We start from the raw sequence: 17443 nt of genomic DNA on the forward strand, positions 1-17443 counted from the left end.
CTCCGGGCGGGTGAGCTTGCCGCCCCCGTCCGCCGTGTCGGCCGCCCCTCCCGCGCGGAGGCGCTTTCAGTGGGTGGAAGGAATCAGTGTGATCAACTGCAAATGCCACCAAACAAGCACTATCCGGTCCATTCCGGTACGGGGTGGTCCGGGCCGGCCCCGGAGGTATCAGCCATGTCCCACGTCGGCGTCCCGCGCGGGACGGTACGAAAGCGCCGCTCGCTCGCGCTCCTCACGGCGGGGGTGCTCACGATCCCCGCGCTGGCGGGGTGCAGCTCCGGCACCGAGGAGACCTCCCGGGGGGTCCCGCAGGACATCGCCCCCGCCGCCCGCGACCGGGTCGCCGACGGATCGACGGTGAACTGGGCCGTCGACGCGATGCCCACCACCCTCAACGCCTTCCAGGCGGACGCCGACAGCGCCACCACCAAGATCACCGGGGCCCTGCTGCCGACGCTCTTCCCGATGGACGCGAGCGGGCAGCCGAAGCTCAACCCGGACTACCTGGAGTCCGCGAAGATCATCGAACGCGAGCCGAAGCAGGTCGTGCTCTACAAGCTCAACCAGCAGGCGGTCTGGAGCGACGGCCGCGAGATCGGCGCCCCCGACTTCGTCGCCCAGTGGCGGGCGCTCAGCGGCAAGGACTCGGCCTTCTGGACGGCCCGCAACGCCGGTTACGAGCGGATCGAGAAGATCGAACGCGGCGCCGACGACCTCCAGGTCCGGGTCACCTTCGCCAAGCCGTACGCCGACTGGCGCTCGCTCTTCTCGCCGCTCTACCCGAAGGAGATCACCGGCTCGCCGGAGACCTTCAACGACGGCGCGCGCACCGCCCTGAAGAACACCGCGGGCCCCTTCCAGCTCAAGAGCGTGAGCAAGGCCAAGGGGACCGTCACCCTCGTCCGCAGCCCCCGCTGGTGGGGCGAGAAGGCCAAGCTGGACAGCCTCGTCTTCCGGGCGGTCGCCCCCAAGGACCGCGCCAAGGCCCTCGCCGACGGCACCGTGCACGTCACCGACGTCGACGCCGCCACCGCCAACCGCATCGCCCTCGCCCTGCGCGACGGCAGCAACGGCCAGCCGCTCACCCACGGCCCCGGCGCCGACCTCACCCCCGCCGCCGCCCTGCGCTCCTGGGCCCTGGCCCACGGCTCCGACGAGGAGCAGGCGGAGATCGCCCAGGCCGCCCGGGAGAAGAACCGCAAGGCCGTCGCCGCGTACGGGGCGGAGCAGAAGGCCCTGCGCGGATACGCCGTACGCAAGTCCCTGGAGCCCGCCTACACCCAGCTCGCGCTGAACGGCGAGTCCGGCCCGCTCGCGGACGACCGGGTCCGCCGGGCGGTGGCCCGCGCCCTGAACCGCCAGGAGCTCGCCGAGACCGTACTGAAGCCGCTCGGGCTCCCGGCGAAGCCGCTCGGCAGCCACCTGGCCCTGGCCGGACAGCCCGGCTACAAGGACGGCAGCGGGGCGCTCGGCGACCAGAACACCAAGGAGGCCCAGGCCCTGCTGGCCGACGCGGGCTGGACCCGGGGCGGTGCGGCCGAGAAGCCGAAGGACACCAAGGCGGGCAGCGAGGCGGAGAAGAAGGACAAGGACGACAAGGACACGGAGAGCACCAAGGACACGGAGAAGGCCGAGAAGGCCGAGAAGGCCGAGAAGGCCGACGCGGACGAGAAGAAGGCCGAGGAGAAGGCGGAGAAGAAGGCCGACAAGGACGCCGACAAGGACGACAAGGAGGAGAAGGCCGACAAGGCCGCCTCCGGCTCCGGTGAGAGCGCCTCCTCCCGCGCCGAGGGCCTCTACATCGTCGGCCAGGACAACAAGCCGGGCGCCGGACCCGTCCAGGGCCCCGACGCCTCCTACGTCCTCGCCCCCGCCGGGAGCGCCGCCGCCCAGAGCATCGCCCTGCTCCGCCAGGCGGGCGCCGTCACCGGGGACACCGACGCCGCCGCCAAGGTCACCTCCCAGGACAAGCAGCCCGGCGGCGCGGCCGGCGCGTACGCCCCCATGGGCACGGCCGCACCCGCCCCCGCCTCGGTCAACGGGCCGCTCGGCAAGGACGGCAAGACGCTGACCCTGCGCTTCGTGCTCCCCTCCGGGCCCGGCTCGCAGTCGCTGCGCGGCGTCGGCGAGCGGATCGCGGCGATGCTGGAGAAGATCGGGATCGGTACGGAGATCACCAAGGTCCCCGACGAGAGCTACTTCAAGGACCATGTCGCCTCCGGCGACTACGACCTGGCGCTCTACTCCTGGCCCGCCACCGCCTACCCGGCCACCGACGGACGCCCGATCTACGCCAAGCCGGAGCCGGCCACCGACGGGTCGCTCCTGGTGGAGCAGAACTACACCCGGGTCGGCACCGACCACATCGACCAGCTCTTCGACCGGGCGGTCGCCGAACTCGACGAGAAGGCCTCCCGGGAGCTGATGAAGCAGGCGGACGCCCGGATCTGGGCCGCCGCCGGATCGATTCCGCTCTTCCAGCGCCCGCAGCTCGTCGCCGTGGACAAGAAGCTCGCGAACGTCGGCGCCTTCGGTTTCGCGGCCCCCCGTTACCAGGACATCGGGTTCACGGACCGGCAAGCGGCAGGTTCCCCCGCAGACCGCAAGAAGTAGCAGGTCACCGGGGAGAACCAGCAGGTCAGCGGAGAAAACAGCAGGTCAACGGTTTGCACAAGCTCAGATGCTGCTCAAAACCCTTGCCCGTCGGCGACCCCGGCGGGCAAGGTGGTATCCGCCCTGACCCGGGCCGTTCGACCTCCTCACACCCTCTCCCCACGCGGTCCTCAACCGGCCGCCGCCGCTTCTTGACATGAGCTGAATATCGGCTGAATCACACGGGAAGACCGCATTCGCGGATCGGCCCGGGAAGCCCGGCACGCGCAAGGCCCGTACCATGGGACGAGCCGTGGCGTGCCGCCCGGCGGGCGTACGAGGACTCGAAGACCGACTGAGACGCCTGATCCCACGATCCGAGAGAAGCGCAAGCCACCCATGCCCACGCGCCACGACATCCGTAACGTAGCCATCGTCGCCCACGTCGACCACGGCAAGACCACGCTGGTCGACGCCATGCTCAAGCAGGCCGGAGCGTTCGCCGCCCACGCCGCCGAGCACCTCGACGATCGCATGATGGACTCGAACGACCTGGAGCGTGAGAAGGGCATCACGATCCTCGCCAAGAACACGGCGGTGAAGTATCACCCCAAGGACGGCGGGGACCCGATCACGATCAACATCATCGACACCCCCGGCCACGCCGACTTCGGCGGCGAGGTCGAGCGCGGCCTGTCGATGGTGGACGCGGTCGTGCTGCTCGTCGATGCCTCCGAGGGCCCGCTGCCCCAGACCCGCTTCGTGCTGCGCAAGGCGCTGGCCGCGAAGATGCCGGTCATCCTCTGCATCAACAAGACCGACCGCCCCGACTCCCGGATCGCCGAGGTCGTCGACGAGACGTACGACCTGTTCCTGGACCTGGACGCGGACGAGGACCAGATCGAGTTCCCGATCGTCTACGCCTGCGCCCGTGACGGCGTCGCCTCGCTGACCAAGCCCGAGGACGGCACCGTCCCGCAGGACAGCGACAACCTGGAGCCGTTCTTCTCCACGATCCTCTCGCACGTCCCGGCCCCCGAGTTCGACGAGGACGCGCCGCTCCAGGCCCACGTCACCAACCTGGACGCCGACAACTTCCTCGGCCGTATCGCGCTCTGCCGCGTGGAGCAGGGCGAGCTGCGCAAGGGCCAGACCGTCACCTGGATCAAGCGTGACGGCACCATGTCCAACGTCCGCATCACCGAGCTGATGATGACCGAGGCGCTCACCCGCAAGCCGGCCGAGGTGGCGGGCCCGGGTGACATCTGTGCGGTCGCCGGATTCCCGGACATCATGATCGGCGAGACCCTGGCCGACCCCGAGAACCCGATCGCGCTGCCGCTGATCACGGTCGACGAGCCGGCCATCTCGATGACCATCGGCACCAACACCTCGCCGCTCGTCGGCAAGGGCGGCAAGGGCCACAAGGTCACCGCCCGTCAGGTGAAGGACCGTCTGGACCGCGAGCTGATCGGTAACGTCTCGCTCCGCGTCCTGGACACCGAGCGTCCCGACGCCTGGGAGGTCCAGGGCCGTGGTGAGCTCGCGCTGGCGATCCTCGTGGAGCAGATGCGCCGTGAGGGCTTCGAGCTGACCGTCGGCAAGCCCGAGGTCGTCACCAAGCAGATCGACGGCAAGACCCACGAGCCGATCGAGCGCATGACGATCGACTCCCCCGAGGAGCACCTCGGCGCCATCACGCAGCTCATGGCGACCCGCAAGGGCCGTATGGAGACCATGACGAACCACGGTTCGGGCTGGGTCCGCATGGAGTGGATCGTGCCCTCCCGCGGCCTCATCGGCTTCCGTACGGAGTTCCTGACGCAGACCCGCGGTACGGGCATCGCGCACTCCATCTTCGAGGGCCACGAGCCGTGGTTCGGCGAGCTGCGCACCCGTCACAACGGCTCGCTGGTGGCGGACCGTTCGGGTTCGGTGACCCCGTTCGCGATGGTCAACCTCCAGGAGCGCGGTGTCATCTTCACCGAGGCCGGCACCGAGGTCTACGAGGGCATGATCGTCGGCGAGAACTCCCGCGCCGACGACATGGACGTGAACATCACCAAGGAGAAGAAGCTCACCAACATGCGTGCGGCCTCCGCGGACACCACGGAGAACGTGGTCCCGGCCCGCAAGCTCTCCCTGGAGCAGTCCCTGGAGTTCTGCCGCGAGGACGAGTGCATCGAGGTGACCCCGGAGACCGTGCGTATCCGCAAGGTCGTCCTGGACGCGAAGGAGCGCGGCCGCGCCGCCTCCCGCGCCAAGCGCTGACGTACCCCTGGGCGGGGCGCTGAGGGGGTCCTCGGCGCCCGGCGGCAGGGCTGAGGTGTGACGAGATCGGTCCGGCCTCCACGACCCGTGGAGGCCGGACCTTTCGCGTGCCCCGTGACGGCCGCCGCCGGGAAGAAGAAGTGCCGCTGATCGGGGCGGGCCTGATGGGGCCGCACATCAGCTGACGGTCCATTGCCGATCCGGTCCCACCGGGTCGGCAATACGCCTGTCGGGGCCCTGGTTCCGGTGGGAGAATGCCGTCCGGGGCGGGTTCGGACGCAATCCATTTTCCTGATGCATGTGTCCGGTTATCGGGCGTCGCCCTCCGGAAGTTGCGTTAACAGTCCGTTTCGCGGGCGTCTGTCTAGGATCACTTTGTCCGGATTTCGGGCATCCGGGGGCCGGTGATGTTGTCAAACCGAGACCCTTTAAGTGTGGTTTACGGCCCGGCCGTACTCAATAGTTGGCTCCATTGAGCTCGGGTCAATGGGTCACGCGCTGTGGGGAGCGCCGACTCACGAGCACACTTCGGGGTTACTGCTCATCGCCGTCAGGGGTGTCGGCGACGTACCAGTGCCCCTCTTGCAGTGATCAAAAGTGGACTCTTGAGGAGGAGAACCCATGCGTGGTTCCAAGATGGTCGGGTGCGCGATAGTCGTCGCCCTGGCCGCAACCGCTTGTGGCGGTGGCGGTAGTGACGAGGGCGACAAGGGCAAGTCCGGTGGCGGGTTCAGCATGAACATCGCCGAGCCCAAGCGACTCATCCCGCAGTCGACCACCGAGTCCGGCGGTTCGCAGGTCCTGTCGGGCCTGTTCACCCCGCTCGTCGAGTTCGACTCGAAGAACGAGCCGGTGCTCGCCGCCGCCGAGTCCATCGAGAGCCCGGACAACAAGGTCTGGACGATCAAGATCAAGGACGCCACCTGGCACGACGGCAAGCCCGTCACCGCCAAGGACTACGTGGCCGCCTGGAACTGGGGCGCCTACGGCCCCAACGCCGCCGACGGCAACTACTTCTTCCAGACCATCCAGGGCTACGACGAGATGAACCCCGTCGACCCGGACGGCGAGGAAGGCCCGAAGAAGGCCGCCGAGCCGAAGGCCAAGGAGCTCTCCGGCCTCAAGGCCGTCGACGACAAGACCATCGAGGTCACCCTCAAGGCCCCGTTCGCCGGCTACAAGTCGGTCCTCGGCTACACGGTGTTCTACCCCGTGCCCGAGGCGGCCCTCGCCGACGTCAAGGCGTACGAGGAAGCCCCGATCGGCCAGGGTCCGTTCCAGATGGACGGCAAGTGGAACCACGACAAGTTCGTGAAGGTCAAGGCCTACAAGGACTACAAGCTCGGCGACAAGCCGAAGGTCGACTCGGTCGAGTTCCGGATCTTCCAGGACCAGAACACCGCGTACAACGACCTGCTCGCCAACAACCTCGACATCGTGGACCAGATCCCGACCGAGGTCATGGGCACCGCCCCGAGCGAGCTGGGCGACCGCTTCAAGACGTCGACGGCCTCCACCTTCCAGTTCGTCGCCTTCCCGACGTACGACAAGAAGTACAGCGACCCGCGCGTCCGCAAGGCCATCTCGATGGCCATCGACCGTGACGAGATCATCAAGGTCGTCTTCCAGGACTCGCAGTCCTCCGCGCGTTCCTTCGTCTCCCCGGTCGTGGGCGGCTACCGCGAGGACACCTGTGGCGAGGCGTGCAAGTTCGACCCCGCCGCTGCCAAGAAGCTGCTCGCCGAGGCCGGCGGCATCGAGGGCAACAAGATCAACATCGGTCACAACGCCGATGGCGGTCACGAGCAGTGGGTCAACGCCACGTGTGACCAGCTCAAGAAGAACCTGGGCCTGGAGTGCGTGAGCCAGGCCGTGCCGAAGTTCGCCGAGCTGCTGACGCAGGTCGAGAACAAGAAGTTCTCCGGCATGTTCCGCATGGGCTGGATCATGGACTACCCGTCCATGGAGAACTACCTGGGCCCGCTGTACAGCACCAACGGTTCCTCGAACTACTACGGCTACAGCAACAAGGACTTCGACCGCCTCCTCCAGGAGGGCCGCGAGGCCAAGACCGAGGAAGAGGCCATCGCCAAGTGGCAGGCCGCTGAGGACATTCTCGCCAAGGACATGCCGGTCATCCCGCTGCGCTTCGGCAAGAACGTCTTCGGTTACTCGACCAACGTGAAGAACGTTGAGATGAACCTGTTCAACCAGGTTGAGCTCACCAAGGTCGAGAAGTCCTGACCTGCGTCCCGCATGACGCAGTAGTCAAAAATTAGGGCCTGACGACGGGGGGCGGACCCAATCCGCCCCCCGTCGTTCCCACGAGGAGGAACCATGGGCCGCTACGTCGCAAGACGGCTGCTCCAGATGCTCCCGGTCATCATCGGGACCACCTTTCTGGTCTTCGCTCTCGTCACCGCCATGGGCGGCGATCCGGTACAGAACCTGTACGGAGAGCGACCTGTCCCGGAGGGCATCAGAGCTGCGCTGACCGCGCAGTACCACCTGGACGACCCCCTGCCGATCCGCTACGGGTATTACCTCGCGGGTCTGGTCCAGGGTGATTTCGGGACGAGCCTCAGCGGCTCCCGTCCCATCAGCGAAATGATCGCCGACGCGTGGCCGGAGACCCTCCGCATCGCCGGCATCGCCTTCGTCTTCGAAATGATCATCGGTGTCGCGGCCGGTGTGATGGCGGGCATGCGGCGCGGAAAGTTCCTGGACAACCTCGTCCTGCTCTCCACGCTCACCGTGATCGCCATCCCGATCTTCGTCCTCGGGCAGGTCAGCCAGATCTTCCTGGGCGTCAAGGCCGGCATCTTCCCCGTCTCGGGGACCAACGAAGGTTTCATGAGTTACCTTCTGCCCGGCCTCGTGCTCGGTTCCGTCTCACTCGCCTACATCGCACGCCTCGCACGGGCCTCCGTGGCGGAGAACCTGCGGATGGACTACGTGCGTACGGCCAAGGCGAAGGGCCTCTCCCCGTCGCGGATCACCGGTATCCACGTCCTGAGGAACTCGCTGATCCCCGTGGTCACCTACCTCGGCGCGGACCTCGGATCGCTCATGGGCGGGGCGATCGTCACCGAGCGGATCTTCAACATCCCCGGTGTCGGCTACAACCTCTTCAAGGCGATCCAGATCGAGGACGGACCCGCACTGGTGGGCTTCGTGACTCTGCTCGTCATCGTCTACGTGGTGATGGCGCTCGTCGTGGACCTGCTCTATGCCGTGCTTGACCCGAGGATTCGTTATGCGTGACGCAACCAAGACTTCCGTCGCCCCGGCGTCCGGCGACGAGACCCCGGCCGGTTCGGCGCAGGCTCCCAAGGCTCCCGTGAAGGAGCCGGCCAAGCCGCGCAGCCTCCTCCAGGACGCGGTGCGCGACCTCGTGCGCAAGCCGCTCTTCCTGATCTCCTCCGGCATCATCCTGGTGCTGGTCGTGATGGCTGTGTTCCCGTCCCTGTTCGCCAGCGCCGACCCGCAACTGTGCGAGCTGGGCCGCTCGTTGCAGCAGCCCAGCGCCGACGCCTGGTTCGGTTACGACGCCCGCGGCTGCGACGTCTACGCCCGTACGATCTACGGTGCCCGTACCTCGATCACGGTCGGCGTCCTCGCCACCCTGGGATCGGCGGTCATCGCCCTGCTTCTGGGGCTGATCTCCGGCTTCTACGGCCGGTGGGTCGACGCGATCATCTCGCGCGGCATCGACATCGTGATGGGCATTCCGTTCCTGGTCGGCGCCATCGTCATCCTCAACAGCTTCCGTGACGACGACGGGTTCCGCATCGGCGGCATCTGGGGTGTGCTCACCGCGCTCACCGTGCTCGGCTGGATGAGCATGGCCCGCATCATGCGGTCCACCGCCATGCAGACCAAGCAGTCCGACTACGTGACCGCCGCCCGCTCGCTCGGCGCCTCCACCGGCCGGCTGATGTTCCGTCATGTGCTGCCGAACGCCCTGACCCCGCTGATCGTGCTGGCGACCATCTCGCTCGGTGTGATCATCTCGGCCGAGGCGACGCTCAGCTTCCTCGGCGTCGGCATCCAGGAGCCGACCATCTCCTGGGGCGTCATGATCAACCAGTCCCTGGGGCGGATCCGCGAGTCGCTGCACCCGCTGCTCTTCCCGGCCGGCTTCGTCAGCATCACCGTGCTGGCGTTCATCATGCTCGGCGACGCGGTCCGCGACGCCCTCGATCCCAAGCTGCGCTGAGGGAGGCGTACGTGACCACCATGGAAAAAACTGCGAACGTCCCCGCCCCTCGCGGCGAGGAGGACCACCAGGGTCCGCTGCTCGAAGTCCGGGACCTGCACGTCGAGTTCCACACCCGCGAGGGTGTCGCCAAGGCGGTCAACGGTGTCAACTACACCGTCGACGCCGGTGAGACGCTGGCCGTGCTCGGCGAGTCCGGCTCCGGCAAGTCCGTGACCGCCCAGGCGATCATGGGCATCCTGGACATGCCGCCGGGCCGCATCCCGCAGGGGGAGATCCTCTTCCGCGGCAAGGACATGCTCACCATGCCCGAGGAGGAGCGCCGCAAGATCCGGGGCCGCAAGGTCGCGATGATCTTCCAGGACGCCCTGTCCTCGCTCAACCCGGTCCTGACCGTCGGCTACCAGCTCGGCGAGATGTTCCGCGTACACCTGGGCATGTCCAAGAAGGACGCCAAGCTCAAGGCCATCGAACTGATGGACCGGGTCCGCATCCCGGCGGCGAAGGAGCGGGTCGACGACTACCCGCACCAGTTCTCCGGCGGTATGCGCCAGCGCATCATGATCGCGATGGCGCTCGCCCTGGAGCCCGACCTGATCATCGCGGACGAGCCCACCACCGCCCTGGACGTCACCGTCCAGGCCCAGGTCATGGACCTGCTCGCGGAGCTTCAGCGCGAGTACAACATGGGGCTCATCCTGATCACCCACGACCTCGGCGTGGTCGCCGACGTCGCGGACAAGATCGCGGTGATGTACGCGGGCCGGATCGTGGAGACCGCTCCGGTGCACGAGCTCTACAGCCGCCCGTCGCACCCCTACACCCGCGGTCTCCTCGACTCGATCCCGCGTCTGGACCAGAAGGGCCAGGAGCTCTACGCGATCAAGGGCCTGCCGCCCAACCTGACGCGTATCCCCCCGGGTTGCGCGTTCAACCCCCGGTGTCCCAAGGCCGAGGACATCTGCCGTACGGACGTCCCGCCGCTGCACCCGGTCACCGAGCGCGACGGCACCGACCTGCCGGGCCGCGGAAGCGCGTGCCACTTCTGGAAGGAGACGATCCATGGCTGAGCTCGACAAGGAGTCCGTGGACGCCACCCCTAACGTCACCGAGGTGGAGACGGTCGACGCCGCCACCGAAGAGGAGGCCGTCGCCGCCATCGAGGCGCCGGTGGAGCGGGGCGAGCCGATCCTCCAGGTGCGCAACCTGGTCAAGCACTTCCCGCTGACCCAGGGCATCCTCTTCAAGAAGCAGATCGGCGCGGTCAAGGCCGTGGACGGGATCTCCTTCGACCTCTTCCAGGGCGAGACCCTCGGCATCGTGGGCGAGTCCGGCTGTGGCAAGTCCACCGTCGCCAAGCTGCTCATGATGCTGGAGAAGGCGACCGCCGGCGAGGTCTTCTACAAGGGCCAGGACATCACCAAGCTGTCCGGGCGCGCGCTGAAGGCCGTGCGCCGCAACATCCAGATGGTGTTCCAGGACCCGTACACCTCGCTGAACCCGCGCATGACGGTCGGCGACATCATCGGGGAGCCGTTCGAGATCCACCCCGAGGTGGCTCCGAAGGGCGACCGGCGGCGCAAGGTCCAGGAGCTCCTGGACGTCGTCGGCCTGAACCCGGAGTACATCAACCGGTACCCGCACCAGTTCTCCGGCGGTCAGCGCCAGCGCATCGGCATCGCCCGCGGCCTCGCGCTCAACCCGGAGATCATCATCTGCGACGAGCCGGTCTCGGCGCTGGACGTGTCGGTGCAGGCGCAGGTCATCAACCTGATGGAGAAGCTCCAGGACGAGTTCAACCTCTCCTACCTCTTCATCGCGCACGACCTGTCCATCGTGCGGCACATCTCGGACCGGGTCGGCGTCATGTACCTCGGCAAGATGGCCGAGATCGGTACGGACGCGCAGATCTACGACCACCCGACGCACCCGTACACCCAGGCGCTGCTCTCCGCGGTGCCGGTGCCGGACCCCTCCGCGCGTGAGGGCCGCGAGCGGATCATCCTCACCGGTGACGTTCCGTCACCGGCGAACCCGCCCTCGGGCTGCCGCTTCCGCACCCGGTGCTGGAAGGCGGAGGAGCGCTGCGCCACGGAGATGCCGCTGCTGGCGATCCCCGAGCGCTTCGTCGCCTCGGGCGGCCCGGCCGCGCACGAGTCGGCGTGCCACTTCGCCGAGGAGAAGGACGTCGTTCACGCGGCGTAACCGCTTCCGGTAGCTGTACGTCGGATGCCCGGCCCCTTTCGAGGGGCCGGGCATCCGTGCGTCCGGCCGACCCCGTGCCCGTACGGGGTAAGCCCGCATGCGATGCATGGCGGTATGGGGTGATATGAGGCATTGAGCTACTCGATGACTCTAGGAGGCACTTCATGCGCGGAGCCACACGGGCCAGGTGGGCCGCATGTGCGGTGGCCGTCGCCCTGGCAGCGACGGCTTGCGGCGGCGGAGGCGACGACAGCGGCGGCAGCGGTGCCGACGGGATCGTCAGCTCCTCCTGGGGCGACCCGCAGAACCCGCTGGAGCCCGCGAACACCAACGAGGTGCAGGGCGGCAAGGTCCTCGACATGGTCTTCCGGGGACTCGTCCGGTACGACCCCAGGACCGGCGAGGCGCAGAACATGCTCGCCGAGTCCATCGACTCCAGCGACGCCCAGAACTTCACGATCAAGCTCAAGGACGGCTGGACCTTCTCCAACGGCGAGAAGGTCACCGCCAAGTCCTTCGTGGACGCCTGGAACTACGGCGCGGCGCTGAAGAACAACCAGAAGAACGCCTACTTCTTCCAGTACATCGAGGGGTACGACAAGGTCCACCCCGAGTCCGGCTCGGCCTCCGCCGACACCCTCTCGGGCCTCAAGGTCGTCGACGACCTGACCTTCACCGCCAAGCTCAGCCAGAAGTTCTCCCTGTGGCCCGACACCCTCGGCTACGCGGCCTTCGCCCCGCTGCCCAAGGCGTTCTACGACGACCACGACGCCTGGCTCTCCAAGCCCATCGGCAACGGCCCGTACACCGTCGAGTCGTACGCCAAGGGCTCCTCGATGAACCTGCGCCGCTGGGACGACTACCCGGGCGACGACAAGGCGAAAAACGGCGGCGTCGACCTCAAGGTCTTCACCGACAACAACACCGCCTACACCTCCCTGACCTCGGGCAACCTCGACCTCGTCGACGACGTGCCCGCCTCCCAGCTCAGGAACGTGGAGCAGGACCTCGGCGACCGGTACATCAACACCCCCGCCGGCATCATCCAGACGCTCGCCTTCCCCTTCTACGACGAGAAGTGGGACACCGACAACGCCCGCAAGGTCCGCCAGGGCCTGTCCATGGCGATCAACCGGCCGCAGATCACCGACCAGATCTTCCAGAAGACCCGCACCCCCGCCTCCGACTGGACCTCCCCGGTCCTGGGCGAGGACGGCGGCTTCAAGAAGGGGCTCTGCGGCAAGGAGTGCACGTACAACAAGGCCGAGGCCAAGAAGCTGATCGACGAGGGCGGCGGCATCCCCGGCGGCCAGCTGAAGATCTCGTACAACGCGGACACCGGCTCCCACAAGGAGTGGGTCGACGCCGTCTGCAACAGCATCAACAACGTCATGGGCAACAACCAGGCCTGCGTCGGCGGCGCGATCGGCACCTTCGCCGACTTCCGCAGCCAGGTCTCCACCCAGAAGCTGACGGGTCCCTGGCGCGCGGGCTGGCAGATGGACTACCCGCTGATCCAGAACTTCCTCCAGCCGCTCTACTACACCAACGCCTCGTCCAACGACGGCAAGTGGACCAACAAGGACTTCGACGACCTGGTCGACCAGGCGAACGCCGAGACCGACAAGGCGAAGGCGATCACCACCTTCCAGGACGCCGAGAAGGTGCTCGTGGAGCAGATGCCGGCCATCCCGCTCTGGTACCAGAACGGCAGCGCGGGCTACTCGGACCGGGTCGACAACGTCGCACTGAACCCGTTCAGCGTGCCGGTCTACACGGACATCACGGTCAAGTGACCCGTCCGTACGGAGACCGCCGCACGAGGCCCGTCCGTACGGACACCACGGCCGTGTGACCCGCTGAGGCCGAGGGGGCCGGGGCGCCCGACGTGCGCGCCCCGGCCCCGGTCCATCCCGCCAGACCCGCCCCGACCCCCGGAGCCCCTCATGGGACGTTATGTGATCCGGCGGCTGCTGCAGATGATCCCCGTCTTCTTCGGCACCACGCTGCTGATCTTCCTCATGGTGAACGTGATGGGCGACCCCATCGCGGGCCTCTGCGGCGACCGCCAGTGCGATCCGGCCACCGCCGCCCAGCTGCGCTCCGAGTTCGGCCTCGACAAGCCGGTCTGGCAGCAATACCTGACGTACATGGGGAACCTCTTCACCGGCGACTTCGGCACCGCGTTCAACGGGCAGAAGGTCACCGAGCTGATGGCCACCGCCTTCCCCATCACGATCCGGCTCACCATCGTCGCGATCGTCTTCGAGATCGTCATCGGCATCAGCCTCGGCGTCGTCACCGGCCTGCGGCGCGGCCGCCCCGTCGACACCACGGTCCTCATCCTGACCCTGGTCGTCATCGCCGTCCCGACCTTCGTCACCGGACTGCTGCTCCAGCTCCTGCTGGGCGTCAAGTGGGGCATCATCAAGCCCTCGGTCTCCTCGGACCCCACCATCGACGAGCTCCTCGTCCCCGGCCTGGTCCTCGCCTCGGTCTCGCTCGCCTACGTCACCCGGCTCACCCGGACCTCGATCGCCGAGAACGCCCGGGCCGACTACGTACGCACCGCCGTCGCCAAGGGCCTGCCCCGGCGCCGGGTCGTCGTACGGCACCTGCTGCGCAACTCCCTGATCCCCGTCGTCACCTTCATCGGTACGGACGTGGGCGCCCTGATGGGCGGGGCCATCGTCACCGAGCGGATCTTCAACATCCACGGGGTCGGCTACCAGCTCTACCAGGGCATCCTGCGCCAGAACTCCCAGACCGTGGTCGGGTTCGTCACCATCCTGGTCCTCGTCTTCCTGGCGGCCAACCTGATCGTCGACCTCCTGTACGCCGTACTCGACCCGAGGATCCGCTATGCCTGAGCCGCAGACCCCGGACGAAGCGATCTCCCAGGCGGGCGCCGGCGGCGCGACGGACCTCGCCATGGAGGAGGGCACCAGCCTGGAGAAGACCCCGGGCGGCCCCGAGGGCACCGGACCCGCCGGAAAGCCGCGCAGCCTCTGGTCGGACGCCTGGCGCGACCTGCGGCGCAACCCGGTCTTCATCATCTCCGCGCTGGTCATCCTCTTCCTGGTGGTCATCTCGATCTGGCCCTCACTCATCGCCAGCGGCGACCCCCTCCAGGCCGATCTGGACGACGCCCAGAAGGGCTCCGAGCCCGGCCACCCCTTCGGCTTCGACCCGCAGGGCCGCGACGTCTACACCCGGGTCGTGTACGGGACGCGCACCTCGGTCACCGTCGGCGTCTGCGCCACCCTCGGCGTCGCGATCCTCGGCTCCGTGCTCGGCGGGCTGGCGGGCTTCTTCGGCGGCTGGTGGGACTCGATCCTCTCCCGCCTCACCGACGTCTTCTTCGGCATCCCCGTCATCCTCGGCGGCCTGGTCTTCCTCTCCGTCGTCACCAGCTCCACCGTCTGGCCCGTCGTCGGGTTCATCGTCCTGCTCGGCTGGCCGCAGATCGCCCGTATCGCCCGCGGCTCGGTGATCACCGCCAAACAGAACGACTACGTCCAGGCGGCCCGCGCGCTCGGCGCCTCCAACTCCCGGATGCTGCTGCGCCACATCACCCCGAACGCCATCGCGCCCGTCATCGTCGTGGCGACCATCGCGCTCGGCACGTACATCTCGCTGGAGGCGACGCTCTCCTTCCTCGGGGTCGGCCTGAAGGACCCGGCGGTCTCCTGGGGCATCGACATCTCCGCGGCCTCCAACTACATCCGCAACGCCCCGCACATGCTGCTCTGGCCCGCCGGAGCGCTGGCGGTCACCGTGCTCGCGTTCATCATGCTCGGCGACGCGGTGCGCGACGCCCTCGACCCCAAGCTGCGCTGAGGAGCCGGTTGCCATGTTGCTCGAAGTGCGCGATCTGCACGTGGAGTTCCACACCCGCGAGGGCGTGGCCAAGGCCGTCAACGGGGTCAACTACTCGGTGGCCGAGGGCGAGACGCTCGCCGTCCTCGGGGAGTCCGGCTCCGGCAAGTCCGTCACCGCCCAGGCCGTCATGGGCATCCTCGACATGCCGCCCGGGAAGATCACCGGCGGCGAGATCGTCTTCAAGGGCCAGGACCTGCTGAAGCTCAAGGCGGAGGAGCGGCGCAAGATCCGCGGCCAGGAGATGGCCATGATCTTCCAGGACGCGCTCTCCTCGCTGAACCCGGTCCTCACCGTGGGCGAGCAGCTCGGCGAGATGTTCGTCGTCCACCGGGGCATGTCCCGCAAGGACGCGCGGGCCAAGTCGGTCGAGTTGATGGACCGGGTCCGCATCCCGGCCGCGAAGGAGCGGGTCGGCAACTATCCGCACCAGTTCTCCGGCGGGATGCGCCAGCGCATCATGATCGCGATGGCGCTGGCCCTGGAGCCGTCCCTGATCATCGCCGACGAGCCGACCACCGCCCTCGACGTCACCGTCCAGGCCCAGGTCATGGACCTCCTCGCCGAGCTCCAGCGCGAGCTGAACATGGGCCTCATCCTCATCACCCACGACCTCGGCGTGGTCGCCGACGTGGCCGACAAGATCGCGGTGATGTACGCGGGCCGGATCGTGGAGACCGCCCCCGTCCACGAGATCTACAAGGCGCCCGCCCACCCGTACACCAAGGGCCTCCTCCGGTCGATCCCGCGCCTGGACCAGAAGGGGCAGGAGCTGTACGCGATCAAGGGCCTGCCGCCCAACCTGCTGCACATCCCGCCCGGCTGCGCGTTCAACCCCCGCTGCCCGATGGCGCAGGACGTGTGCCGCACCGATGTGCCGCCGCTCTACGAGGTGGACGAACAGCGCCGGAGCGCCTGCCACTTCTGGAAGGAGACACTCGATGCCCGCTGACCACGAGGGGAACGCGGCCGGTTCGACCCTGCTGTCCAAGGCGGGGGAGGGCAGGCGGCCGTACGCCGAGGGCGAGCCGATCCTCGAAGTACGGGAGCTGGCCAAGCACTACCCGCTGACCCAGGGCATCCTCTTCAAGAAGCAGGTCGGCGCGGTCCGGGCCGTCGACGGCGTCGACTTCGACCTCCACGCGGGCGAGACGCTCGGCATCGTGGGGGAGTCCGGCTGCGGCAAGTCCACGGTCGCCCGGATGCTGGTCCACCTGGAGAAGCCCACCGCCGGGGCCATCCGCTACAAGGGCGAGGACATCTCCAAGCTCTCCGGGCGCGCGCTGAAGGCCGTACGCCGCAACATCCAGATGGTGTTCCAGGACCCGTACACCTCGCTGAACCCGCGCATGACGGTCGGCGACATCATCGGGGAGCCGTACGAGATCCACCCCGAGGTCGCCCCCAAGGGCAGCCGCCGGCAGCGGGTGCAGGACCTGCTGGACGTCGTCGGGCTCAACCCGGAGTACATCAACCGCTATCCGCACCAGTTCTCCGGCGGCCAGCGCCAGCGCATCGGCATCGCCCGCGGCCTCGCGCTCAACCCGGAGATCATCGTCGCCGACGAACCGGTCTCCGCCCTCGACGTCTCCGTACAGGCCCAGGTCGTCAACCTGCTGGACCGGCTCCAGGCGGAGTTCAGCCTGAGCTTCGTCTTCATCGCGCACGACCTCTCCATCGTGCGGCACATCTCCGACCGGGTCGGCGTGATGTACCTCGGCCGGATCGTGGAGATCGGCTCCGACGCGGAGATCTACGACCACCCCACCCACCCGTACACGCAGGCGCTGCTCTCCGCCGTCCCCGTACCGGACCCGGAGGCCCGCGCCCACCGGGAGCGGATCATCCTCCACGGCGATGTGCCCTCACCGGCCGACATCCCCTCGGGCTGCCGCTTCCGCACCCGCTGCTGGAAGGCGCGGGAGCGGTGCGAGCTGGAGGTGCCGCTGCTGGCGGTCCCGGCGGAGTTCCGGCTGGTGGACACCCCGGCCCGGCACGACTCGGCGTGCCACTTCGCGGAGGAGAAGCAGGTGGTGCCGCAGGAGGGGGAGCTGGAGGCGCCGGGGCGGCCGCCGGGCCGTTCACCGGGCCCGGACGTGGAGGCCCCGGGGACGACGACGCGCGGGCGGCCGGTGGAGGACGTGGGCGGGGCGGGGGCGGATCTGGGCGAGCGGGGGGAGGGCCTGGGCGGGCCGAGGGAGGGGCTGGGCAGGCCCGGGAAGGATCTGGGCGGGCCGGAGGGTCCGCCGGAGGAGCCTCCGCGGTCCTGACCCTTCG

General features: G+C 68.2%; 12 protein-coding genes. All 12 read left to right on the plus strand.

Annotation, left to right across the window (positions count from 1 at the left end):
• Positions 1-174: 174 nt before the first annotated feature.
• The 12 genes from GTY67_RS23290 to GTY67_RS23345 all read left to right on the plus strand — a co-directional run bounded on the left by GTY67_RS23290 (position 175) and on the right by GTY67_RS23345 (position 17436).
• Entirely contained in the window at positions 175-2613 is a 2439-nt protein-coding gene (locus tag GTY67_RS23290; RefSeq protein WP_161279868.1) for an ABC transporter family substrate-binding protein, read from the plus strand.
• A gap of 378 nt (positions 2614-2991) precedes the next feature.
• Positions 2992-4863 carry a translational GTPase TypA gene (gene typA, locus GTY67_RS23295; protein WP_093685984.1) on the plus strand — a complete coding sequence of 624 codons (1872 nt, stop codon included), beginning with the start codon at positions 2992-2994 and terminating at the stop codon, positions 4861-4863.
• Between the two features lie 621 nt (positions 4864-5484).
• Positions 5485-7107, plus strand: coding sequence for an ABC transporter substrate-binding protein (locus tag GTY67_RS23300; RefSeq protein WP_093685985.1), 1623 nt, complete (start codon positions 5485-5487; stop codon positions 7105-7107).
• A 93-nt stretch (positions 7108-7200) separates the two neighbouring features.
• A complete protein-coding gene (locus GTY67_RS23305) occupies positions 7201-8127 on the plus strand; it encodes an ABC transporter permease (protein ID WP_093685986.1) in 927 nt (308 codons plus the stop codon).
• Positions 8120-9082, plus strand: coding sequence for an ABC transporter permease (locus tag GTY67_RS23310; RefSeq protein WP_093685987.1), 963 nt, complete (start codon positions 8120-8122; stop codon positions 9080-9082). The genes GTY67_RS23305 and GTY67_RS23310 overlap by 8 nt, the downstream gene beginning before the upstream one ends.
• A gap of 11 nt (positions 9083-9093) precedes the next feature.
• On the plus strand, positions 9094-10152 hold the full coding sequence (locus tag GTY67_RS23315) for an ABC transporter ATP-binding protein (protein ID WP_093685988.1): 1059 nt from the start codon (positions 9094-9096) through the stop codon (positions 10150-10152).
• Positions 10145-11287 (plus strand): dipeptide ABC transporter ATP-binding protein, encoded by a 1143-nt coding sequence (locus tag GTY67_RS23320; RefSeq protein ID WP_093685989.1) that lies wholly within the window; start codon positions 10145-10147, stop codon positions 11285-11287. Before GTY67_RS23315 ends, GTY67_RS23320 begins: the two co-directional genes overlap by 8 nt.
• Positions 11288-11451: 164 nt before the next feature.
• Entirely contained in the window at positions 11452-13083 is a 1632-nt protein-coding gene (locus GTY67_RS23325) for an ABC transporter substrate-binding protein (protein ID WP_093685990.1), read from the plus strand.
• Between the two features lie 150 nt (positions 13084-13233).
• The gene (locus tag GTY67_RS23330; RefSeq protein WP_093685991.1) at positions 13234-14157 is read left to right on the plus strand and encodes an ABC transporter permease; all 924 of its coding nucleotides are present in this window, start codon (positions 13234-13236) and stop codon (positions 14155-14157) included.
• Positions 14150-15127: an ABC transporter permease gene (locus GTY67_RS23335; RefSeq protein ID WP_093685992.1), complete on the plus strand. Its 978-nt coding sequence runs from the start codon at positions 14150-14152 to the stop codon at positions 15125-15127. Before GTY67_RS23330 ends, GTY67_RS23335 begins: the two co-directional genes overlap by 8 nt.
• 13 nt (positions 15128-15140) lie before the next feature.
• Positions 15141-16118 (plus strand): ABC transporter ATP-binding protein, encoded by a 978-nt coding sequence (locus tag GTY67_RS23340; protein WP_093685993.1) that lies wholly within the window; start codon positions 15141-15143, stop codon positions 16116-16118.
• Entirely contained in the window at positions 16108-17436 is a 1329-nt protein-coding gene (locus tag GTY67_RS23345) for a dipeptide ABC transporter ATP-binding protein (RefSeq protein WP_237502676.1), read from the plus strand. Before GTY67_RS23340 ends, GTY67_RS23345 begins: the two co-directional genes overlap by 11 nt.
• The last annotated feature ends 7 nt before the right edge of the window (positions 17437-17443 follow it).

It is taken from the genome of Streptomyces sp. SID8374, from assembly GCF_009865135.1.
Classification (GTDB): Bacteria; Actinomycetota; Actinomycetes; order Streptomycetales; family Streptomycetaceae; genus Streptomyces.